We start from the raw sequence: 21,372 nt of genomic DNA on the forward strand, positions 1-21,372 counted from the left end.
ATATTGTTCGCGTACTTATACCAATGAAGTACCGATGTTTGGAGGAATAATGGCACTACCTAACCTTACTCCTGAGCAGCGCAAGGCAGCACTCGAGAAAGCTGCAGAGGCTCGTCACGCTCGCGCGGAGCTTCGTGAGAAGGTCAAGAACGGCGAGGTTTCACTCAAGGAAGTTCTTGATTCCAATGACGCTATCGCTGAGCGTATGCGTGTTTCCGCTTTGATTGAGTCTTTGCCTGGTTACGGCAAGGCTAAGGCTGCTAAGGTCATGGCTGAGCTTGGTATTTCCTCAACCCGCCGTGTTAAGGGCCTCGGCGCTCGTCAGCGCGAGCAGCTTCTTGAGACGCTTTCCAAGTAAGTGACTCGCTCCGCTAAACTTTTTGTTGTTTCTGGACCGTCAGGCGTTGGCAAAGGCACGCTCGTTTCACGTCTTCGTGAAGAGCGGCCAAACCTGGGCCTGACGGTTTCAGCTACAACGCGTTCTCCTCGCGAAGGGGAACGCGACGGCGTTTCGTATCATTTTCTTTCCGAAGAGGCGTTTGAGGACCTTGTGCGGAAGGGCGGCTTTTACGAGTGGGCTCAGGTGCATGGACACCGTTATGGCACGCTTACCTCTGAAGTCGAGCGTCTTCTCGCGCGTGGTCTGTCGGTTGTTCTTGAGATTGATGTGCAGGGTGGCCTGCAGGTCCGACGCAACAACCCCGACGCGGTCCTCGTTTTTATCGAGCCCCCCTCGTTTGAGGTGCTTGAAGCTCGTCTTCGGGGTCGTGGTACGGAAGACGAGAAGACCATCCAGACACGGCTTGCGAACGCAAAGCGTGAGATGGAGTTTGCGGACAGCTATGATGTCCGTATAGTAAATGACAGCCTTGACGATGCGCTTCGCAAGCTTGAGGCTGTATTTGATATGTATGAATCGGATGAAGGGTCTACAAAAGATGTCCGTAATCAAGCCTGAAATCGATTCGCTGCTTGCAAAGACTGAGCACAATCCATTCCTTTTGTGCTCTATCGCTTCAAAGCGTGCATGCGATATCAATAATATGCTTCATGGCCAGCACCTGCGCGTTATCGCTGTCCAGGATTTTGATGACATTACAACGGTTGTGTCCGGCAAGGATTCCATTTCCGTTGCGATGGATGAGGTCAACGACGGTACCTTGAGCTTTGAAAAAGATTCCTTTGATGATGCCATCAAGGGCGAGAATACCATCGAAGTTTAGAGTATGTCCGAAAGAATATGCCTTGTTCACTATCATGAAATTGGACTGAAAGGCAAAAATCGCTCAACCTTTGAAAATCAGCTGGTAGAAAATCTGAGAAGAGCCCTTCGTGACTTTCCGGTCATGGAGGTCTCTCGCATTTCCGGCTATGTTATCGTAAGGACGAAAGATCGACAGGCTACTAAAGAATTGCAGCAGACCATCGCTCAAGTTCCCGGTGTAGCCCGCGTTTCTTTAGCCTATCGCTGCGGCTTAGAGGAAGAAGAGTTTTATAAAGCCTCTGTTGACGTCCTTGCTGAGGCGGGAGAGTTTGATACGTTCAAGGTGCATGCGCGCCGCTCCGCTACCGACTATCCCGTTCATTCCATTGATTTAAATCGTATGGTCGGTTCTGTGTTATGCAGACACTTTCCTTATAAGACGGTCGCCATGCACAAGCCTGACGTAACAGTTGTTGTTCACGTCATCCAGGGCAATACCTATGTATACGCCGCTTCGATTGTCGGCGCGGGTGGTCTTCCTGTAGGAACTGCGGGCAAAGTGGTGTCGCTTCTTTCAAGTGGCATTGACTCGCCGGTTGCTACCTGGATGGTGGGTCGCCGCGGCGCTACGGTTGTTTCGGTACACTTTTCAGGTCGTCCTATGACAGCGGATACCAGCGAGTATCTCTGTCGGGATATCATTGAGGCGTTAGAGCCATCGGGTGTAATAGGACGGCTGTATGTCGTGCCGTTTGGTGAGCGGCAACGTGAAATCTCTCTGAGTGTTCCTCAGAGCCTTCGTATCATTATGTATCGCCGCGTCATGTATCAGGTGTCTGAACGAATTGCTCAGCTTGAAGGCGCAAAAGCGCTGGTAACAGGTGAGTCGCTCGGCCAGGTGGCTTCACAGACGCTTGATAATATCGCTGCGGTTAACGAGGCTGTCTCCATTCCTGTTCTTCGTCCTCTTATAGGTTCCGATAAGCAGGAGATTATCAGACGTGCGCAAGCAATTGGGACCTTTGATATTTCCGCTCAGGCTGCAGATGATTGCTGCACGCTCTTTATGCCTCGGCGCCCTGAGACTCATGCCCGCCTGCGTGAAGTTCTAAAAGCCTGGGATTCTTTCGACCATCAGGCAATGATCGATGATTTGGTGGCGCATGTAGAGTATCAGGATTTCAAACAGTGCCCCTCCTATAAACCGCCTCGCGAGCTTAAGGCGTTCCATACAGATCTTGCCGCCGCATCGTTTTGTTTCTGAGTGCACTACCTCTTACTGCTTTCGGTGAGAGGTAGTTTTGTATCGGCGACAGGCAAGATAATCTGTTATTACACAGAGAAACTCTGTGTAATAGGACGAGTTTGTTCTGGCATTTTGCGGTTTCTCGTCATATATCAGTCAGCAAGCCGTCAGAGCGGCAGATCATATATGCGATTTTGAGTTGGCGCTATCGCCTTGTGCCTTCACGATAGAAGGAGAGGTGATGACTATGGCGCAAAAACCATCTGCCGCAAAAACATCGTGGTCGATGCTTAAGAGACGATATGGTTTTACCGGAAGCAAAAAAGTCCTTATAGGGCTTTTTGGGGTACTTACGGCGGCGCTTTTGGGAGTAGCTGCATTTTCTCAGGTGACCCATGGGTCAGTAATTCCTCGACAGCCAAGCGAAAAAGCGCAGACGGATGCCCGCAGCGAAGACGCAGCTCAAACGAACACAGAAGCCTCTTCTCAGCTGTCCTCTCAGTCGTCTGAGTCAAGCGAGACCGAGCGTAAGAAAAAGGCTTCATCTGTAGTGGTATATGTTGATGGCGCTGTGTCGGCGCCAGGCATCTATACCCTGTCTCAAGCTCCACCTCGCCTCAACGATGCTCTTGAGGCTGCGGGAGGTCCTACCGATGAAGCGGACATATCAGAGCTGAACCTTGCTGCTCTCATCAAAGATGGCGAGAAGTTCCACGTTCCCGCAAAAGGAGAAAAGCAGGCTTTTGGTCAATCATCTCCCTCGGGCGCTTCGGGCACAAGCTCTGAGGCAAATGCTGAGCTTTCTCTTGTCAACCTCAATACGGCTGATGAAAAGGAACTCATGAGCCTTCCTGGGATTGGGGAGTCGATGGCGCAAACGATTGTCAAAGACCGTCTTAAAAACGGTCCCTTTAGCACGCCGGAAGATCTCATGAGGGTCTCAGGGATTGGCGAGAAAAAATTTGAGCGAATAAAAGACTATGTCTGCGTGTCTTAAATTTGCAAAATCGCAGCGTAAGGTCGTGAAACCTCAGCGTCCAGCGGTTCCTTCACTGCTGTATGTTCTTATTGCCGTCATGGTGAGCGCTCGTCTGCTTTTGGAACAGGGATGCTCTCATCAGGCTTTGCTTGGTATCGGCTTGGTATGTCTGGGAGGAGCTTGTCTGGGTGTCATTTGTTTTGTTCGGCACGGCTCAGTTGTTGTGGTAGCCATGATAGTTGCGAGTATTCTCGCGTCATCTTTTGCTGCGTACATAGCGTATCAAGGACTGCTTCACTCTGATGAGTCATTTACGCGCACCGCTCCTTCTCGCTATGAGTATGTCCTTACAAGCGATATGCAAAAAGGGGAGTCGTCATGGAAGGGCACGGCAGACGTGTATCAAGACGGACAGCTTCAAGGCTCTGTTTTACTGCTGACGGGGCGTGAATATGATGTGGGTACCCATATACAGTGCATTGGCCGCTATCGTTCCTACAAAGAGGGAGAAGCGGGCAGGAAGAGCTGGCTGCAGGGGATTGCGGGTTCGGTGCGTGTGGTAAAGGTAGTGAAGGCGTTTGAGTCAAAGGGTGTGAGGGGAGAAATTTATCGCCTGCGAAAAGAGATTCTGAAGACGCTTGAGCCTGCGCAATCAGCGGGGAGGGCTCTTGTTGCGGGATGCGTATGCGGCTATAGAGAGGCTTATCGAGAACTCAAGCTGCAAAGGCCGTTTATGTATTGTGGCCTCTCACATTTGGTATCAGTCTCCGGATCTCATTTGGCGCTTCTCGCCTTGCTGCTCGAGCTGATATTGAAAAGGCTTTTCATGCGCCCTTTAGCGAGAAATGCCGTGAAGCTGTGCGCAACAGGGTGTTTTGTCGTGCTTTGCGGGCTTCCCGTTTCAGCTCTTCGCGCATGGCTCTTAGTTGTTGCCTCATGTGGATCAGAAGCTGTGGGGAGAAGAAAAAATTCTTTGACGTCCAGCTGTGTCATCGCACTGGTGATGGTGTTATTGCATCCTCAAACCTGCGAATCGGTTTCATTTTTACTCTCGCTTTGCAGCGTCTTTGGACTCATGCTTTACGGTTCGTATATTCGCTATGGAGTCCGCTTGGTAACGCCGCGTTTACCGTTGCCTTCGGGGCCTGCGGGTTTTCGCAAGGCCTGTAATACACTGCTCAAAATAGAAGGCGATACCATAGCCGCTTCTCTGACCGCGCAACTTGTGACCCTTCCTGTCTCTATAGCGGTGTTCGGACAATTTTCCCTCATTGCTCCTCTTGCAAACGCGCTTGCCGTAAGTTTTTTCAGTGCGTTGGTCGTCTTGGGGTTTCTTGTATGCGCCACCATGAAAATCCCCGGTGTATGCGCGGTCGTGCTTGGTTGTATCGACATTATAGGAGCGGCGTTCTATTTCATCGTGCAGGCTCTTGCACATATTCCTGTCGCAAGTGTAGCAGTTGAGGCGCCGTCAAGCCTTCTTTGGGCTGTGTCTTGTATTGTATCGGCATTGGTGTTGGTATGGTGGCCGTCTATTCGCCCGCGTGTGATTCTTGTGGGTACGGTGTGTGTAGTGCTGAGCTGCGCGTGTTATTTTGTGAGATGGCGCTATTTCGCGCCTGTGCGCATTTGCGTGATGGACATCGGACAGGGCGACGCCATTTTGGTGACAGATGGCGCTTCATCGATGCTCATTGATACAAGCCCTGATGAAGCGGTGCTTGACGCGCTGCAGCGGCAGCATGTTTTTCATATTGATTCGGTACTTTTGACTCATCTTGATATGGACCATGTAGGCGGCGTTGATGATTTAGTTGGTCAGATACCTTGCGAAGAAGTTATTGTCGCGCACGGCGTCAACGCGCATGAACAGAAATGGCTGAAAACGGCGATTATGCAGCTGACGGGTAAGGCCTCACGAGAAGTCGTATACAAAGAGAAGCTCTCGGTAGGTCGGTTCCATATGAATGTGATATCTCCTGTTGGTGAGGTAACGGGAAATGAAAACACCGATTCGATTGAAATGCTCGCATCGTATCATGACAGCGCCGGCAATTCGCTGAACGCGCTTTTTACCGGCGATGCCGAAGAAGACAGGACAGGAGAAGCGCTGCGGAGGGGAGACGTTGGCGACATCGATTTTCTCAAAGTAGGACATCACGGTTCTACTCGCTCGATTACTTCTGCGCAAGTACATGTCTTAAAGCCTGAGGTGGCTGTTGCAAGCGCTGGAAAAAACAACAAGTTTGGCCATCCCAAACCGCAATGCGTAGCTACACTTGAGGAGAGCGGTTCAGCCTTTTATTGCACAAAGGATGACGGAGATGTGACGGTTGAGCCTGGACGCGACGGCCCGCGCGTGCGCACGCAGCACAAACATCGGTAAGCGTGTAAAGTAGAGAGGCAAGCAGGTCTAGGGAGGTAGGGTATGGCACAAGGTCTTCTTCCGGCGTATCTGGCAGTTGGCCCCAATGAGCTCAAGAGGAACAAGACGATTGCACGATTGAAGGGACGTCTTGATGAGTCTTTTGCCACGTTTAACCTCGATGAATTTTCCGGCACTGACACTACGCCCGAGGCTCTTGTTTCTGCCCTTCAGACGATGCCTTTAGGAGATAGTTTTCGCGTTGTGATCGTAAGAGAGGCTGACAAGCTTCCCAAGATTGCCTCTGACGCGTTGGTACGCTATCTTGATAATCCAAATCCCGCTACAACGCTTTTGCTGACCGCGCAAACACTTGCGAAAACTACTAGGTTGTATAAGGCGATAGCAAAAATTGACAAGAAGGCAATCGTTGAGTGCGCTTCTATGAAATCGTCTGAGCTTTCTTTATACGTTCAAAATCTCGCAAAAAGCCACGGGTTTTCGATTGATGATTCTGCCGCTCAAGAACTAATCAATCGAGTGGGAGATTCAACGGTTATGCTAGACGCGCAGCTCAAAACGCTTGCCGCGCTCGGCAATGGTCAGATGGTAACAGTTTCTTTTGTGGAACAGCATGTTGTTCGTACCGCTGAGGTAAAGCCTTGGACATTCTTGGACAGCCTCTCATCTCGGAATTTACCGCGCTCACTTGAGTTGTATGAGATGCTGCCCGATAAGAGCCCGCTGGGTCTTTTAACGCTCATTACAACGCGTGTACGAGAGCTTATTTGCGCTTCATCATTGAGCAGCCGGGGAGAGACGGCGTGTCTTGCCGCAGAATTAAAAAAACAGTATTGGCAAGTTCGAAGCTACACCGCGTGGGCTTCTGCTTTTAAGCCCGGTGAGCTTGAGGGGCTTCTCGCCACCTGCGCCTATTGCGAGCGGGAATTAAAAAGCGGTGGTGACGAGAAGACCGTTATGCTGAAGCTGATTATGCAGATGTGTAAGAAAAAGGCGAACTCCGAAGAGTCCGCCTTGACAGTGCAATGAGTGCGGCGTGCTGTGCACTTTATGAAAGCGTATTGACGAGTTTCTGAACACCGCTCTTGCGCTTGGCCGCCTGGTTCTTGTGGATGATGCCCTTGGAGGCAGCCTTGTCAAGAAGACGACCTGCCTTGTTAGCTGCAAGCTGAGCGGCGTCTTTATCGCCGGCTTCAACGGCAACGCGAACATGCTTAATGACGGTCTTGAGCTCGGAGCGGACAGCCTTGTTACGCTGACGTGCCTTCTCAGCGGTGAGAATGCGCTTCTTCTGAGACTTGATGTTAGCCACGTGTGGTTCCTTTCGAATGTACGATGTGAGGCCTCTACGCTGAGACACGATGAGGACAGCTTTGAAAGTATAGCACGATGCCCCCGGTATGAGCTATTATTTTCTCTATGAATACATACGATACTTCACATATCCGCAACTTTTCCATTGTTGCGCACATTGACCACGGTAAATCGACCATCAGCGATCGCATCTTGGAGCTTACTCATACCGTTGAAGAACGTGACATGGACTCCCAGCTGCTTGACACTATGGACATTGAGCGGGAACGCGGCATTACCATTAAGTCGAATGCCGTTCGCGTTATGTACGACGCGGACGATGGTGAGCGCTACCAGTTCAATCTGATTGATACGCCGGGACACGTTGACTTTACCTATGAGGTCTCTCGATCTCTCGCTGCGTGCGAGGGCGCGGTGCTTGTAGTTGACGCCACGCAGGGCGTCGAGGCGCAAACGGTCTCAAACGCCATGCTTGCCATGAATGCTGATCTGGATATCGTTCCTGCCATCAACAAGATAGATTTGCCCTCAGCCCATCCTGACGAGGTAAAAGAGGAGATTGAAGACAGCCTTGCTATTTCGGCCGATGATGCGGTCTGCGTTTCAGGAAAAACCGGCGAGGGTATCCACGATCTTCTCGAGGCGATTGTCTATCTTGTCTCTCCGCCAAAAGGGGACGAGAAAGCTCCGCTCAAAGCTTTGATTTTGGACTCTTATTTTGACCAGTTCAGAGGCGTAGTGGCAACGGTTCGCGTTTTTGACGGTTCTATCAAGGCCGGCGATCAGCTTATGATGATGCAGGCCAATATAGCGTTTCTTGTTGAGGAGGTAGGCGCCAAGCGTCCGCTTGAGGTGGCTTTTGAAACGCTTTCTGTCGGCGAGGTAGGCTATGTGGTTACCGGTTTGAAGGATCCCGGTGCCGTGCATGTCGGAGATACCTTGACGTATCGTGATGTTCCGTGCGAGAAGCCCCTGCCGGGATATCGAGAAGCGAAGCCTATGGTATTTACGGGACTTTTTCCCATTGACAACAAGCAATACGAAAATCTCCGCGATGCCCTTGATAAGCTGCGCGTGAACGATCCTTCACTGACCTGGACTCCTGAGACGTCAGTGGCGCTTGGCTTTGGCTTTCGTGTGGGATTTCTGGGTCTTTTGCATATGGAAGTGGTCAAGGAGCGTCTTGAACGCGAGTTCGACCTTGATCTTATTGCGACAAGTCCTTCCGTTGACTATCACGTATACAAGACTGACGGCACGATGCTTGAGATGACCAGCCCCCAAGATCTTCCTGATGTGACGCGTATCGATCGCATCGAAGAACCGTATCTCAAGGCGAAAATTATTGTACCTCCGGAGTATGTAGGCGCGGTCATGCAGCTGATCATTGATCACCGTGGCGTTTCAAACGATATGGTGTATTTAACCGACAAATCGGTTGAGATGCATTTTTCAATCCCCTTGGCCGAGCTCATCCTCGACTTCTTTGATCAGTTGAAGAGCCGTACCAAAGGCTACGCTTCGCTTGATTATGAATTTGACGATTACCGTCCGTCTGATTTGGTGAAGTTGGACATTTTACTTGCGGGCGACATTGTAGACGCCCTGTCGTTTATTGTGCACAAAGACAAGGCATATGGTCTTGCGCGTGGTCTGTGCGACCGCTTAAAGGGCATCATTCCGCAGCAACTCTTTGAAGTACCCATTCAAGGCGCGATTGGCAATAAGATTATTTCCCGCTCTACCGTTCGTGCCCGCCGCAAAGACGTGTTGGCAAAGTGCTACGGCGGCGACATTTCCCGTAAGCGCAAGCTGCTGGAAAAACAAAAAGAGGGGAAGAAGCGCATGAAACAGATTGGTTCGGTCGAAGTTCCCCAGGAGGCCTTCCTCGCTGTTTTGAACGTTGATGATGAGTGATTTTGTGAGCGCAGACGTAGCTGAAATTCTCAAACAAGAGGCCACTTCGGCAGGTCTTACCTCTCATCTTGCGCCCTTTGCCCAAGGAGTAAATTTGCGTGAGCGCTTGGCGCGCAATCCCGTTCTCATGGCGCCCATGGCAGGCGTGAGTGACGGAGCGTACCGACTTCTCGCACGCGCGGGAGGCGCGGCTCTTGCCTACAGTGAGATGGTTTCTGTGGCAGGCATTCACTTTGGTGGCGAGAAGACCTGGGAACTTGTCTATCCGCTCGTGCCGGAACCGGATATTGCGGTTCAGGTGTTTGGCTCAAAGCCCGAACAATTTCGTGAGGCGACTGCTCAGATAACTGAGCGTCTTGGCTCAAAGCTCGCTCTTATTGATATCAATATGGCGTGTCCCGTACCGAAGGTTGTCAAAAAAGGGGAGGGGTCAGCTCTTCTCGACAGCCCAAAACAGGCGGCTGAACTCGTGAGAGCCTGTCTGTCAGAGACAAACGTGCCGGTTACGGTCAAGATACGCCGAGGACGTCTGCAAGGCGAGGAACAGGCGCCTGAGTTCGCTCGCGCTATGGAGGCGGCGGGGGCGGCGGCTATAACCGTTCACGGACGCTTTGCCTCGCAGCTCTATCGGGGTACGGCTGATTGGGGCTGTGTGAGCCGTGTTGTGGACGCGGTGTCAATTCCGGTCATCGGCTCAGGAGACCTTATGAGCGCTCAAGATGTCGCATGCGCGCTTACAGAAACGGGCGTGAGCGCGGTGATGGTTGCGCGCGGTACCTACGGAAATCCGTGGATTTTCTCGCAAAGCACAACGCTTCTTGAGGGCAAGGCTATACCTCAGCCAACGCTCTTTCAGCGCCTTTCCGCCTTCAAACTGCACGTGCGCCTTTTGGACGCGGCTCATATCCATATCGCTCGTGCGCGAAGCCTGTCTGCCTGGTATTTTCGAGGCATGCCTCATGCCGCCTATTGGCGCGGGCGGTCGGTGCGATGCGAGAGCGCGTCTGATTTTATACATCTTGCCGACGAGCTTTTCTTTTGCGTGACACATGAGATTAATCCGGAGCATGAGAAGTATGCTGGAAGATAGCAGCTGGTCGGAGCGTCTGCATATGAGTGGCGTCAGGGCGCTCTATGTGCATATCCCGTTCTGCGCGCAGAAGTGCGCCTACTGCGATTTTGCTTCGTGGCAAACAGCGTCTTATGATGCGCTCATGGAGCACTATCAAGCGTCAATTGAGTCTCAGATACAAGAGACGCAGGAGTTGGGCCTGCTTGAGGATTGCCAAAGCGCCTATATCGGTGGCGGCACTCCAACGCTTCTCGGGAAAGCCCTTGGCCGCCTGGTGTCACATATACGGATGAGCGCGCCGGTGCGTGAGTTGTCCTGCGAGGCAAATCCCGATTCGCTTACCGACGGTGTGCTTGCGTCCTTACACGAGGCCGGAGCAACGCGCCTCTCTATTGGTGTTCAGAGCTTTGAGGACCGCGAGCTTGCCTTGCTTGGTCGTATCCATACGGCTCAGGAAGCCTTTGAGCGTGTGGAAGCCGCGCTTGCCTTGGATTTTGACGTTTCATGCGATTTCATGTGCGCCTTAGAAGGGCAAACGGAGCGCACATGGCGCCACACGCTTTTGACCTTTTTGCAGCTTGGTGCAGATCATGTGAGCATCTATCCACTGACGATTGAAGAAGGCACGCCTCTTGCACGCCGCGCACGCCGCACGGGAGCCGCATGGAACGATCAGGAGATACAGGCTGAGCGTATGCAGGAGGCCAAGAAGATCCTTGAAGGTGCCAGATATGCTCGCTATGAAGTAGCGAGCTACGCGCGAAACAATGCCGCATGCCTTCATAATATCGCGTACTGGACAGCTCTTCCGTATTTGGGGCTGGGAACCCATGCTGCTTCAATGCTGACGTCTGAAGGATACGCGAAGCTGCGCTCACTACAAAGACAACTTCCCGCAGCTCCGCGCAATGCTGCTCGCGTCCGTCTGACAGTGCAAGATGACCGCCGTACGATAGCTGCCGGCAAGACGCTTGCCGACACCGCTTTTGACGTGGAGTTTTTGAGCGCGCGAGAGGCTGTTGCTGAAGACCTCATGTTGGGCGCCCGTCTTTCAGAGGGGCTTTCGGAGGCGCTCGTCCAGCATGCGCGTGAAACGCTTGGGGTGGCGTGTGTGGACGAGACGCTTGAGAGCTGCGTGCGCGATGAGCTTCTCGCGCAAAACGATGCAAAACGTCTGGCGCCGACAGAGATGGGATGGCTTATGGGCAACGAGCTCTACGGTCGTCTGTGGGATCTGCATTAAGGGAGCCGTTTCTGGGTACAATTTGCGAGATTTGATTCGCGACGATTCGATCATATGGTTGGAGACAATGCATGGCATCAATGAACGAGAAGGACTACTACGCCATTCTTGAGGTCTCGGAGACCGCGACCACTGAGGAGATCCGGAAGGCTTTCCAGGTAAAGGCGCGAAAGCTGCATCCCGATGTCAACAAGGAGCCCGATGCCGAAGTGCGTTTCAAAGAGGTCTCCGAGGCGTATGCCGTGCTTTCCGATGCTGATAAACGCCGTCGTTACGATGCGATGCGCTCAGGCAGCCCCTTTGCGGGAGGTTATGGTCCTTCAGGCTCGCCCGCGGGATCGGGCACATATAGTCAAGATCCGTTTGGCTGGGGTTTTCCTTTTGGAGGCGTCAACTTTTCATCGTGGCGTTCAGGAAATTCACGCCGTTCGCGTGCGTACAAGCCTCAGACCGGCGCTGACATTGAGTATGACGTTACACTTACGCCTGAGCAGGCTCAAAAAGGAGTGCGTAAAGGAATTACCTATCAGCGCTTTGCCGCCTGTGAGGTTTGTCATGGCTATGGCTCAGTGCACCATAGCGAAGCGTCTTCAACGTGTCCCACCTGTGGCGGCACTGGTCACATTCACGTTGACCTGTCGGGTATTTTTGGCTTTGGAACCGTTGAGATGGAGTGCCCTGAGTGCGAAGGTACCGGACATGTGGTGGCTGACCCCTGCGATGCGTGCAGCGGAACAGGTCGCGTGCTCTCCGCGAGCGAGATCGTAGTTGATATTCCGGCGCATGCCCACGATGGGGACGAGATTCGCCTTGAAAACAAGGGAAATGCGGGTACCAACGGCTCAAAAACAGGCGATTTTGTGGTCAGGGTCCGCATTCCTGAGGAACAGGTTACCCTGCGTCAATCTATGGGAGCGCGCGCTATTGGCATGGCTCTTCCGTTTTTTGCGGTTGACATCGCAACAGGAGCTTCACTCATCGGCGCTATTATCGTTATCATGCTCGCTGTTTTCGGCGTTCGCAATATCATTATCGACGGCGTTAAACGCTCGCCGCGCTGGTGGAGAAATCTTGGCAACGCCGCAATCAACGGAGCTGCTACGGGCATCATATGGGCGCTCATGGCCTACATGTTCTTTTCCTGCACTGCAAGTCTTGGGCGCTGGTAGACAAGTCTTGCAGCGAGAAGGACAGGGCGAGAAAGTCGTGTAAAGAGAAAGCCGTGTGGAAAAGAGCCTTTTGCTCGGCGTGAGACGGTTCAGAGTTTTAAGTAATGGGAGACGTAAAGCGTGAAACCAAAGCGAGATTATTATGAGGTGCTGGAAGTTGAGAGAGATGCCGACCAGCGCACGATTAAGAGGGCATTTCTGAAAAAGGCGCGCAAACTGCATCCGGACGTGTCTGATGACCCTCATGCTGAAGACCTTTTCAAAGAAGTGAATGAGGCGTATTCGGTTCTCTCCGATGAAACGAAACGCTCCAACTACGACAGATACGGAGACGCGAGCGGCCCTGCTGGTTTTGGCGCGTCGTCGGGGTATGTCGATATGTCCGATATTTTCGGCGGAGGCTTTGGCGGTTTCAGCGATATCTTTGACTCGTTCTTTGGTGGGCGCAGCGGACGCGGTGGCGCGGCGGCTCGAACTCGCGGCTCCGATATGGCAATTCATCTTTCCGTTACGCTTGAAGAGGCTGCTGCCGGCACGCATAAGACCATTGCCTATGACAGACTCTCGCCGTGTGAGGATTGCGACGGCACTGGCGTTGGTGAAGGCGGACGAGTAGAAACCTGTACGCGCTGTCATGGTACAGGAGCGGTGATGCAGGTTCAAAAAACCGTTTTTGGTCAGATGCAGACCCAAACCGTCTGTCCTGAGTGTGGTGGCACGGGCAAAAAAATTACTGCGCCGTGTGAAACCTGCGCCGGAGAAGGGCGTACTCCTGAGCACGAACGCCTGACAATCGATATTCCCGCTGGTATACATTCCGGCCAATCGCTCGTTATGAAGGGCAAAGGCGAGGCTGGTGTTCGCGGAGACGTTGCGGGAGACCTTATTGTGACCGTTGAAGTTGCGGCTCATGAACATTTTGAGCGTCGCGGTGATGATCTCTACCGAGCGGTTACTATCGACGCTCTGCAGGCCATCATTGGGACGTCCGTGAGCGTTGCGGGTATTTTGCAGGATGAGAGCATTGAGATTAACATTCCCGCAGGCTGTCAATACGGTCAGCAGATTGTTGTTGAAAACCGCGGTATGCCGCGCATGAACAGTATCGCGCGTGGGAATTTTATTGCCATGATTCAGATACAAACTCCCGTTGATTTGAATCGTACGCAGCTCCTTGATCTAGCCGCCATCGTCGCTGAACGTTCGCTCAATTCATCGGACGCTCCATCTGCGGCAACGAACAAGGCTTCCGCTGAACCAAAAGCTAAGCGTCCCAGACCTCGTAAAAAGACAAGGAAGTAGTATGGCGAACAAGAGAATCGCCTTACTCAATTTGGGATGTCGCGTCAATCGCGTTGAGCTTGACCTTATGGCTGATGAACTCATACGGATGGGCTGCTCGATTGTCGACCAAGAGGACGCCTCAGCCATTATTATCAATACCTGCGCCGTGACAGCGGAAGCGGAAGCCAAGACCAGAAAAGCGGTTCGGCATGCGGCGTCGCTGCCTCAGGCGCCGCTGGTAGTTGCCACCGGTTGTGTTGCCAACCTGTTTGCCGATGAGCTCGCCTCACTTGCACCCAATGTTGTGGTAGAGGTCCAAAAGGATCGCGTTGCTGAAGTGGTCATGCAGGAGCTCGGCTGCGCACTTGAAGGCGTGAGTGATGAGGGATACCTGCTGCGTAAGGCGACTCCGACAGGGCGCACGCGTCCGGGCATAAAGATACAGGATGGCTGTGACAACCGCTGTACCTTCTGCATTGTATGGAAAGCGCGTGGTCCTGCTCGCTCGCTTGCACCGGACGAGGTTATTAAACAGATTAGAGCAGCTCAGAGCCATGGCGCCCAGGAAGTTGTTCTGACCGGCATCAATTTGGGAAGCTATCGCGTAGCGCTTGGCGAAAAGACCGTCCGGCTGCCTGAACTTCTCGATTTGATACTTCAAACTACTACCATCGGTCGGGTGCGCATTTCTTCGCTTGAGCCTCCCGATGTAGACGAAGAGCTTCTTGCGGTTATGGCCTCGTCAAACGGGCGCGTGGCTCCCTTTTTGCACCTGTGTCTTCAGTCCGGCTGCGACGAAACGCTTCGCCGGATGGGTCGTATGTACCAAACCGAGCTGTATCGTTTTGCGGTTGAAGCGGTGCGAGAAAAGATTCCTCATGTGTCGCTTGGCACCGATTTGATTGTCGGATTCCCCGGTGAGACCGAAGAAGAATTTGAAATCTCCCGCGCCTTTTGCGAAGAAATGAATTTCTCAAAGATGCATGTGTTTCGCTACTCCAAACGTCCCGGAACGCCTGCCGCGCAAGCGCTTGGACAGGTATCGCCACAGGTGATGGCTGCGCGGGCGCATACCATGCGTGAGCTTGCGTTTCAGATGCGCTATCAAAGCGCGCGCGGGCTGGTGGGAACAACGGACAGCGTTGTCGTTCAGACGCCTGGCAAAGCGGTTTCCGGAGGTTTATTTGACGTATCACTTGATCCTGGCGTTCCTGTTGATTCACTCATTTCCGTACGTTTTGAATCTGTTTCAAAGGACGCTACACTTAAGGCATCGCTTGTTTCTGTATAACGGAGGAGTATGGAGCCAACACAGATTCGCCTGACTATTCCTGACTCGGTCGATCCCACCGCGCTGATGGGTCCCTCGGACGTGCTTTTGCGCCGTATTGAAGAAGCGCTCGATACGCTCATCTCCGTACGTGGCTCTTCTGTTACCATCTCAGGTCCCGCGTCTGACGCCGAACGCGCTGTATTGGTTTTTTCTCGTCTTATTACGATGGTGGAAGCAGGAAGTGCTCCAACGCTTTCCGATGTCGATATGCTGCTTGATTACGAAGAGAGCGCAGCAACCGCCCCGATTGTCTCGCTTTCAAACGACATTGTGCTCACCAAAGGAAGCCGCTCTATCAGACCAAAAACCGCTGGACAAAAGCGTTATATCGATGCTATTTCTGAGCATACTGTTACCTTTGGCCTCGGTCCTGCTGGTACTGGCAAGACGTACCTTGCTATGGCGATGGCTATCGCGTCGCTCAAACGTAAAGATGTCAGCCGCATTGTGCTGGTACGTCCGGTAGTTGAGGCGGGGGAGTCCCTGGGTTTCTTGCCGGGCACGCTTGAAGAAAAGCTCGATCCGTATGTGCGGCCTCTGTATGACGCGCTCTTTGATATGGTTGATAGAGAACACGCAAACTCCCTTATTGAACAGGGTATTATTGAAATCGCACCGCTTGCTTTCATGCGCGGACGTACCATGAACGACGCCTTCGTTATTTTGGACGAGGCTCAAAATACCACGCCTGAACAGATGAAGATGTTTCTGACTCGTTTGGGCTTCTCGTCAAAGTTTGTCATAACGGGAGATACCTCGCAGCGCGATCTTCTCGGGGAAAGTGGGCTCGATGTGGCGCGCCGGGTGCTTCATGGCCTTGATGACATCGCGTTTATTGATTTGGGCCGAGAAGATATTGTACGCCACGCCCTTGTTGCTAAAATTGTTGAAGCGTACGAGCGCAGCGAGAAGGACCGGCAGCAAGGTAAGGGAGCACGGTAAGCCATGTCCCATGACTACGACATTTCTATTTCAGAGGGTGTTGAGGTACCTATCTCACAAGATGAGATAATCGCCGATTGCAATCTTGTCCTTGAGCAGGAAGGTATCAGTCGTCCCTGCATGGTGTCTATCTCTGTGGTACGCGATGACGAGATACGTGCGATAAACCGTACCTGGAGACAAAAAGACGCAATCACCGATGTAATCTCCCTGGAAACGGAGCGTCCTGACGATCCTGATTTGATGCCGGGTGAGCCTTGCGAGCTGGGAGACATTGTATTGGCGCCCTGCTATATCAGCCGTCAGGCGACTGACTTCCACACGACACCCGCAGATGAATTTCGCCTGATGCTTGTTCACGCCATGCTTCATCTGCTCGGCTACGATCATCTTGAAGATGCGCAAGCGGAAGTTATGGAAGCTCGCGAAGACGAGCTTGTCGCGCTGATTGTAACGGATCGACCTTTTACCCCCGTGACCTTGACACGCCATCGTGAGGGGACAGACGAATGATTCCAGGCTCAAGAGGAAAACATCCCAATTACCGAAGGAGCCTTCTCTTTGCCGTGCAGGGCTTTCGAAACGCTGTCAGGCAAGAGGCAAATCTGAAGCGCATGCTTGCTATTGCAGGATTAGTTTTGGTTGTCAGTCTTATTGTGGGCCTGGATATCATTGGCTGGATACTCGTTATTGGCTGTATCGGCAGCGTGATTTCGGCAGAACTGCTCAACACCGCTATCGAGACCGTCGTTGACCTTGTTTCTCCCGAGTTTCATCCTCTGGCGGGCAGGGCAAAAGATATTGCCGCCGCCGCCTCATGGTTTATCAGCGGAATTGCCGCCCTTATAGGAATCCTTGTTTTTGCTCGCGCTCTCTTTCATCTGTAACAGGAGGATTTTGTGTCCAATAGTGCTATACCATCTTCAACTTCGTTTCACAGCGGTTTCGTGGCTCTTGTTGGCCGTCCGAGCGTTGGAAAATCGACGCTCGTAAATGCCTGCCTGAATGAGAAAATCGCCATTACGAGTCCCGTGGCGCAAACAACGCGGCGGCGCCTGCGGGCCATTGTCAACAGTGATGACTCTCAGTTGGTTCTTATCGATACTCCTGGCCTTCACAAGCCCAAGGACGCTCTTGGAAAAGAACTCAACAAAACAGCTCTCGCAGAGCTGAATGATGCCGATGCCATCGCGTTTTTAATCGACGCTACCAAACCGGTCGGTCGAGGTGATGAATGGGTTGCGCACTACGTCGACAAAGCCAAGGCGCCCTATAAGATCTTGCTTATCACAAAAGCCGATATCGCCGTAGCCGAACAGATAACGGCGCAAATTGAAGCCGCACAACAACTTGCCCGCTTTAATGACGTGCTGGTGCTTTCCGCCGTGGAGGATTTTAATGTCAAGGCCTTCATACAGCTCGTGTCAGAGCATCTTCCCGAGGGACCTCAATGGTTTCCAAATGATATGGACGTTGATGCCTCGGATGAGGATCTTGTGGCGGAATTTGTCCGAGAAAAACTCTTGTGCAATCTGCGCCAGGAGGTTCCTCACTCTGTTGGGGTCGTATGCGACAAGTTGGAGTTTTTAACCGATGACCACGCTTCCATTTCAGCTACGATTCTCGTTGAACGTGAGAGTCAAAAGGGAATTGTGGTTGGCAATAAGGGATCGATGATAAAAAAGGTTGGGATTCAGGCTCGCAAAGACCTTGAAAAGCTCTTCGGCTGCTCAATCTACCTTGACTTGCACGTTCGCGTACAGCCCCAATGGCGCCGGGACGCCAATGAGATACGCCGCCTCGGCTATGCTTCTGAGGACTAAAACGTGCCCGGCAGACGCACACATCGCATACAAGCCCTTGTGTTGGACAGGACAAAGCTTGGCGAACAGGATCTTATCCTGACGCTTCTGTCCTTCGGTGGAGAAAAAATACAGGCTGTCGCCAAGGGCGCGCGGAAGCCCGGCGGCCGCTTTGCAGCGCGGACTGAGCTTTTTTCCGAACTTGACGCTCTTGTGGCCGAAGGACGTTCTCTGGCGGTGATTTCCGAGGCATCGCTTATCGACGCGCATGAGGCTATCAGGGGAGATCTGTCGCGCGTGTCAGCCGCGTCAGTACTGTGCGAAATCGCACGCCTGACGTGCGCCGAAGGGTATGAAGATACGTTTTTATTCCCGATTCTTTCCCGAGCGCTTTCAGCGGTCGAAGAAGCCTCAGATGACGCGCATCTTGATTTGATTGTCGCGGCGTACGTTTTTAAGGTGCTTGCGCATGGGGGCTGGAGGCCTGAGCTTGGCTCATGCATCGCCTGTGGAGATGAGGCGCCAACGTTCTTCTCGCCGCGAGCAGGGGGCGCACTTTGTGCGTCGTGCGCTCATGAAGTCGAAGGAGCTGAAGCGGTAACTCCCTCGCAGCTTGCATGGCTTTCGTCTCTTATTTCATTGACGTTTGACCAGCTTGTTGAGGTAGAAATTGACGCAGAGACAGCGTTTTTTCTGCTGAGCACAGCGCATATGTGGGCAGCAACGCATCTTGACGCGCGCCTGCGAGCGTTTGAATTTATGCTGAGTGTGTGATTCTCGGACGAAAAGCTCCCTTCTTTTGGTAGACTTTTACAGGTTGGTACCTCACTCTTAGCAGACCGTCACTGCCGGCGGCTGTCCCAGTGTGAGGCGAATTCACGCGAAAGGCGGTTTCATCATGGCAGTTTCTAAAGAGCGTAAGGCTGAGCTCATCAAGCAGTACGGCAAAGACGAGAAGGACTCCGGTTCCGCTCCGGTGCAGGTTGCGTTGCTGACTGAGCGTATCCGCGAGCTCACCGAGCACATGAAATCCCATCAAAAGGACTTTCACACCCGTCGCGGTCTTCTGATGCTTGTTGGTAAGCGTCGTCGTCTTCTTTCTTACATCAAGAAGAATGACATCGAGGAATATCGTGAGCTTATCAAGAGTCTGGGCATCCGCGACAACATCCAGTAAATAAGGTTATGCAGAGGGCGCCCGCGGGGCGCCCTCTATGTTTGCGAGCCCGTCTGCAATGGGGCAGGCGGAGATAGAAGAGGAATATACATGACAAAAGTAACGCACGAGTTTGACCTCTACGGTAAGCACTACGCGCTTGAGGCTGGCGAACTTGCGAAGCAAGCGACAGGAGCCTGCATTGTAAAATGCGGAGACTCTACCGTCCTTCTAACAGCTGTCGTTTCAAAAGAGCGCAAAGATTATGATTTCTTTCCGCTGACGGTTGATTTCATTGAAAAAATGTACGCCGTGGGACGCATTCCGGGAGGTTACCTCAAGCGTGAAGCTCGACCGAGCGAGAAGGCTACCCTTACCGCTCGTATGATTGACCGTCCTTTGCGTCCCTCCTTTCCTGAGGGCTTTCGCAATGAGGTTCAGATTGTCGCCACTTCGCTGGTAGCGGATCAGATTAACGCCGTTGACACCATCTCCGTTATGGGCGCCTCCGCTGCGCTGCATATCGGTGGCGTTCCATATGAAGGACCGCTTGCATGCGTTCGCATTGGACGCAATCCCGAGACCGGGGAGTTCTTGGTAAACCCGACCTATAGCGAGCGCGATCATTCCGATTTGGATTTGGAGCTTGCCGGTTCCGCGACGTTTATCTCAATGCTTGAGGCTGGCGCTCATGAGATTTCCGAGGAGGATATGCTCTCCGCTATGGCCTTCGGTCAAGAGGCGATTGCGGCGTTCTGCGAGGAGCAGAAGAAATTCTTCGCAAAATGGGAAGAGGTCAACGGTCCTATCGAGAAGCGCTCGTATGTCCTGGATGAGCCCATCAGCGAAGTACATGAGCGCATTTTTGCTCACTATGACGAGATGAGCGCGGCTTTGAAGGACGCTGACAAGCAATCTCGCATGACCAAAGTGGCCGATTTGATGGAGGCCATTAAAGCTGAGTTTACGGAAGAAGAGCAGGAGGCGTGGAGTCGCGCCATTGCCGTTGAGCTTAAGGGTCTGGAGAAGCACGCCATGCGCGTTATGGTTGTCGAGACCGGTGAGCGCGTAGACGGCCGTGCGGCAGACGAGATACGTCCCCTTATGGTTAAGCCCGATTATCTGCCGCTGGTGCACGGCTCTGGCCTGTTCCAGCGCGGTCAGACACAGGTGCTTTCCGTTTGTACCTTGGGCATGCTCAATGAGTGGCAGCGCCTTGACACCATTGAACCCGTTGACGGTAAGCGCTATATCCACCACTATAACTTCCCGCCCTTCTGCACCGGGGAAACTGGCCGTATGGGCAGCCCCAAGCGCCGCGAGATTGGCCATGGCGCCCTGGCGGAGCGTGCGCTGCTTCCTGTTATCCCTTCCGAAGACGAGTTCCCCTATGCTATCCGCGTAGTTTCTGAGGTTATGGAATCAAACGGATCGTCTTCTATGGCCTCCACCTGCGGCTCAACGCTTGCGCTTATGGATGCGGGCGTGCCGCTTACACGTCCTGTTTCCGGTGTCGCCATGGGTCTTATTCAGGAGAATGGCAAGACGGTCGTCCTGACAGATATCCAGGGTCTCGAGGACTTCCTCGGTGATATGGACTTTAAGGTTACCGGTACCGTCAAGGGCATCACGGCGATGCAGATGGACAATAAGGCAACCGGTCTTACTCCTGAGATTTTGCGTCAGGCCCTGATGCAGGCTCATGAGGGACGTATGTTCATTCTTGAAAAAATGCTTGAGCAGATTCCGGCGCCTCGCGAAGGAACTAAAGAAACCGCTCCACAGATTCTCTCGCTTTCCATTCCCACTGATAAGATTCGTGACGTCATCGGTTCCGGTGGCAAGGTTATCCGTGGTATCCAGGAGGACACCGGCGCGACCGTTGATATTCAGGAGGACGGCTCTGTCTTTATCGCCGGCACGCTTGGTGCTGCCGAGGCGGCTGCAGAGCGTATCAAGGCCATCGTCAAGGTTCCTGAAGTAGGCGAGGAGTATGCCGGCCGTGTCGTGGGCATTCAGCCTTTCGGTGCCTTTATTGAGCTTCTTCCCGGTAAGGACGGCCTGTTGCATATCTCTCGTGTTGCGCAAGGGCGCGTCGAGAAAATCGAAGATGTTCTCTCCATTGGCGATGAGGTCAAAGTTCGCGTTCTTGAGGTTGATGAGAAGGGCAAGATTTCCCTCGATCGCCTTGACAAACCTGAGGCTCCCGCTTCGTCCGGTAAAAAACATGAAGAGCATGGTGAGCGCCGTCCGCGTCGGGAAACACGTCGTCCTGGCGATAACGGCGGCGAGCACCGCCAGCCGCGTCGCCACCATGACGCCTAA

The 21,372-nt window shown here is 52.9% G+C and carries 21 protein-coding genes; 20 read left to right on the forward strand and 1 reads right to left on the reverse strand.

Annotated features, from left to right (window positions below; genetic code table 11):
- Positions 1-49 precede the first annotated feature (49 nt).
- From mihF to holA, 7 genes are all read left to right on the forward strand, one after another.
- Positions 50-358: an integration host factor, actinobacterial type gene (gene mihF, locus QM016_RS00555; protein ID WP_016477079.1), complete on the forward strand. Its 309-nt coding sequence runs from the start codon at positions 50-52 to the stop codon at positions 356-358.
- The gene (gene gmk / locus QM016_RS00560; RefSeq protein ID WP_016477078.1) at positions 359-958 is read left to right on the forward strand and encodes a guanylate kinase; all 600 of its coding nucleotides are present in this window, start codon (positions 359-361) and stop codon (positions 956-958) included.
- Positions 939-1,223 (forward strand): DNA-directed RNA polymerase subunit omega, encoded by a 285-nt coding sequence (locus QM016_RS00565; protein WP_016477077.1) that lies wholly within the window; start codon positions 939-941, stop codon positions 1,221-1,223. Before gmk ends, QM016_RS00565 begins: the two co-directional genes overlap by 20 nt.
- A gap of 3 nt (positions 1,224-1,226) precedes the next feature.
- Entirely contained in the window at positions 1,227-2,468 is a 1,242-nt protein-coding gene (gene thiI / locus QM016_RS00570; RefSeq protein ID WP_016477076.1) for a tRNA uracil 4-sulfurtransferase ThiI, read from the forward strand.
- A gap of 229 nt (positions 2,469-2,697) precedes the next feature.
- Entirely contained in the window at positions 2,698-3,447 is a 750-nt protein-coding gene (locus tag QM016_RS00575) for a helix-hairpin-helix domain-containing protein (protein WP_282709778.1), read from the forward strand.
- Positions 3,431-5,815: a DNA internalization-related competence protein ComEC/Rec2 gene (locus tag QM016_RS00580; RefSeq protein WP_282709779.1), complete on the forward strand. Its 2,385-nt coding sequence runs from the start codon at positions 3,431-3,433 to the stop codon at positions 5,813-5,815. The genes QM016_RS00575 and QM016_RS00580 overlap by 17 nt, the downstream gene beginning before the upstream one ends.
- A 42-nt stretch (positions 5,816-5,857) precedes the next feature.
- Positions 5,858-6,844: a DNA polymerase III subunit delta gene (holA, locus tag QM016_RS00585; RefSeq protein WP_016477073.1), complete on the forward strand. Its 987-nt coding sequence runs from the start codon at positions 5,858-5,860 to the stop codon at positions 6,842-6,844.
- Between the two features lie 19 nt (positions 6,845-6,863).
- On the opposite strand, the gene rpsT is transcribed toward holA, so the two are convergent.
- On the reverse strand, positions 6,864-7,127 hold the full coding sequence (gene rpsT / locus QM016_RS00590) for a 30S ribosomal protein S20 (RefSeq protein ID WP_016477072.1): 264 nt from the start codon (positions 7,125-7,127) through the stop codon (positions 6,864-6,866).
- Positions 7,128-7,234: 107 nt separating this feature from the next.
- On the opposite strand from rpsT, the gene lepA reads away from it, so the two are divergent.
- The 13 genes from lepA to QM016_RS00655 all read left to right on the forward strand — a co-directional run bounded on the left by lepA (position 7,235) and on the right by QM016_RS00655 (position 21,372).
- The gene (gene lepA / locus QM016_RS00595) at positions 7,235-9,046 is read left to right on the forward strand and encodes a translation elongation factor 4 (protein WP_282709780.1); all 1,812 of its coding nucleotides are present in this window, start codon (positions 7,235-7,237) and stop codon (positions 9,044-9,046) included.
- A 4-nt stretch (positions 9,047-9,050) separates the two neighbouring features.
- Positions 9,051-10,136, forward strand: coding sequence for a tRNA-dihydrouridine synthase (locus QM016_RS00600; protein ID WP_282709781.1), 1,086 nt, complete (start codon positions 9,051-9,053; stop codon positions 10,134-10,136).
- Positions 10,123-11,361 (forward strand): radical SAM family heme chaperone HemW, encoded by a 1,239-nt coding sequence (hemW, locus tag QM016_RS00605; RefSeq protein ID WP_016477069.1) that lies wholly within the window; start codon positions 10,123-10,125, stop codon positions 11,359-11,361. Before QM016_RS00600 ends, hemW begins: the two co-directional genes overlap by 14 nt.
- A 71-nt stretch (positions 11,362-11,432) precedes the next feature.
- Positions 11,433-12,530 carry a DnaJ domain-containing protein gene (locus tag QM016_RS00610; RefSeq protein ID WP_016477068.1) on the forward strand — a complete coding sequence of 366 codons (1,098 nt, stop codon included), beginning with the start codon at positions 11,433-11,435 and terminating at the stop codon, positions 12,528-12,530.
- Positions 12,531-12,650: 120 nt separating this feature from the next.
- Positions 12,651-13,832: a molecular chaperone DnaJ gene (gene dnaJ / locus QM016_RS00615; protein ID WP_282709782.1), complete on the forward strand. Its 1,182-nt coding sequence runs from the start codon at positions 12,651-12,653 to the stop codon at positions 13,830-13,832.
- Position 13,833: 1 nt separating this feature from the next.
- Positions 13,834-15,105: a MiaB/RimO family radical SAM methylthiotransferase gene (locus tag QM016_RS00620; protein WP_282709783.1), complete on the forward strand. Its 1,272-nt coding sequence runs from the start codon at positions 13,834-13,836 to the stop codon at positions 15,103-15,105.
- 9 nt (positions 15,106-15,114) lie between these two features.
- Positions 15,115-16,089 (forward strand): PhoH family protein, encoded by a 975-nt coding sequence (locus QM016_RS00625; RefSeq protein ID WP_016477065.1) that lies wholly within the window; start codon positions 15,115-15,117, stop codon positions 16,087-16,089.
- 3 nt (positions 16,090-16,092) lie between these two features.
- Positions 16,093-16,602 (forward strand): rRNA maturation RNase YbeY, encoded by a 510-nt coding sequence (ybeY, locus tag QM016_RS00630; protein WP_282709784.1) that lies wholly within the window; start codon positions 16,093-16,095, stop codon positions 16,600-16,602.
- Complete coding sequence (locus QM016_RS00635) at positions 16,599-16,976, forward strand: diacylglycerol kinase family protein (RefSeq protein ID WP_016477063.1); 378 nt, start codon at positions 16,599-16,601, stop codon at positions 16,974-16,976. The genes ybeY and QM016_RS00635 overlap by 4 nt, the downstream gene beginning before the upstream one ends.
- Before the next feature lie 12 nt (positions 16,977-16,988).
- Positions 16,989-17,912, forward strand: a complete 924-nt coding sequence (gene era / locus QM016_RS00640; protein ID WP_282709786.1) for a GTPase Era — start codon at positions 16,989-16,991, stop codon at positions 17,910-17,912.
- A 3-nt stretch (positions 17,913-17,915) separates the two neighbouring features.
- On the forward strand, positions 17,916-18,665 hold the full coding sequence (gene recO / locus QM016_RS00645) for a DNA repair protein RecO (protein ID WP_016477061.1): 750 nt from the start codon (positions 17,916-17,918) through the stop codon (positions 18,663-18,665).
- A gap of 124 nt (positions 18,666-18,789) precedes the next feature.
- Positions 18,790-19,068, forward strand: coding sequence for a 30S ribosomal protein S15 (gene rpsO, locus QM016_RS00650; RefSeq protein WP_003148251.1), 279 nt, complete (start codon positions 18,790-18,792; stop codon positions 19,066-19,068).
- Between the two features lie 90 nt (positions 19,069-19,158).
- A complete protein-coding gene (locus tag QM016_RS00655; protein WP_282709787.1) occupies positions 19,159-21,372 on the forward strand; it encodes a polyribonucleotide nucleotidyltransferase in 2,214 nt (737 codons plus the stop codon).

The sequence above is a fragment of the Lancefieldella sp. Marseille-Q7238 genome (assembly GCF_949152215.1).
In the GTDB taxonomy this organism is placed as follows: Bacteria; Actinomycetota; Coriobacteriia; order Coriobacteriales; family Atopobiaceae; genus Lancefieldella.

What these genes read in the sequence shown, in the direction of transcription:
- QM016_RS00625 (WP_016477065.1), top strand. Translation starts at nt 15,115, where the DNA reads ATGGAGCCAACACAGATTCGCCTGACTATTCCTGACTCGGTCGATCCC.
- QM016_RS00655 (WP_282709787.1), top strand. Translation starts at nt 19,159, where the DNA reads ATGACAAAAGTAACGCACGAGTTTGACCTCTACGGTAAGCACTACGCG.
- ybeY (WP_282709784.1), top strand. Translation starts at nt 16,093, where the DNA reads ATGTCCCATGACTACGACATTTCTATTTCAGAGGGTGTTGAGGTACCT.
- QM016_RS00580 (WP_282709779.1), top strand. Translation starts at nt 3,431, where the DNA reads ATGTCTGCGTGTCTTAAATTTGCAAAATCGCAGCGTAAGGTCGTGAAA.
- mihF (WP_016477079.1), top strand. Translation starts at nt 50, where the DNA reads ATGGCACTACCTAACCTTACTCCTGAGCAGCGCAAGGCAGCACTCGAG.
- QM016_RS00565 (WP_016477077.1), top strand. Translation starts at nt 939, where the DNA reads ATGTCCGTAATCAAGCCTGAAATCGATTCGCTGCTTGCAAAGACTGAG.
- lepA (WP_282709780.1), top strand. Translation starts at nt 7,235, where the DNA reads ATGAATACATACGATACTTCACATATCCGCAACTTTTCCATTGTTGCG.
- hemW (WP_016477069.1), top strand. Translation starts at nt 10,123, where the DNA reads ATGCTGGAAGATAGCAGCTGGTCGGAGCGTCTGCATATGAGTGGCGTC.
- thiI (WP_016477076.1), top strand. Translation starts at nt 1,227, where the DNA reads ATGTCCGAAAGAATATGCCTTGTTCACTATCATGAAATTGGACTGAAA.
- QM016_RS00620 (WP_282709783.1), top strand. Translation starts at nt 13,834, where the DNA reads ATGGCGAACAAGAGAATCGCCTTACTCAATTTGGGATGTCGCGTCAAT.
- QM016_RS00575 (WP_282709778.1), top strand. Translation starts at nt 2,698, where the DNA reads ATGGCGCAAAAACCATCTGCCGCAAAAACATCGTGGTCGATGCTTAAG.
- QM016_RS00610 (WP_016477068.1), top strand. Translation starts at nt 11,433, where the DNA reads ATGGCATCAATGAACGAGAAGGACTACTACGCCATTCTTGAGGTCTCG.
- holA (WP_016477073.1), top strand. Translation starts at nt 5,858, where the DNA reads ATGGCACAAGGTCTTCTTCCGGCGTATCTGGCAGTTGGCCCCAATGAG.
- rpsO (WP_003148251.1), top strand. Translation starts at nt 18,790, where the DNA reads ATGGCAGTTTCTAAAGAGCGTAAGGCTGAGCTCATCAAGCAGTACGGC.
- QM016_RS00635 (WP_016477063.1), top strand. Translation starts at nt 16,599, where the DNA reads ATGATTCCAGGCTCAAGAGGAAAACATCCCAATTACCGAAGGAGCCTT.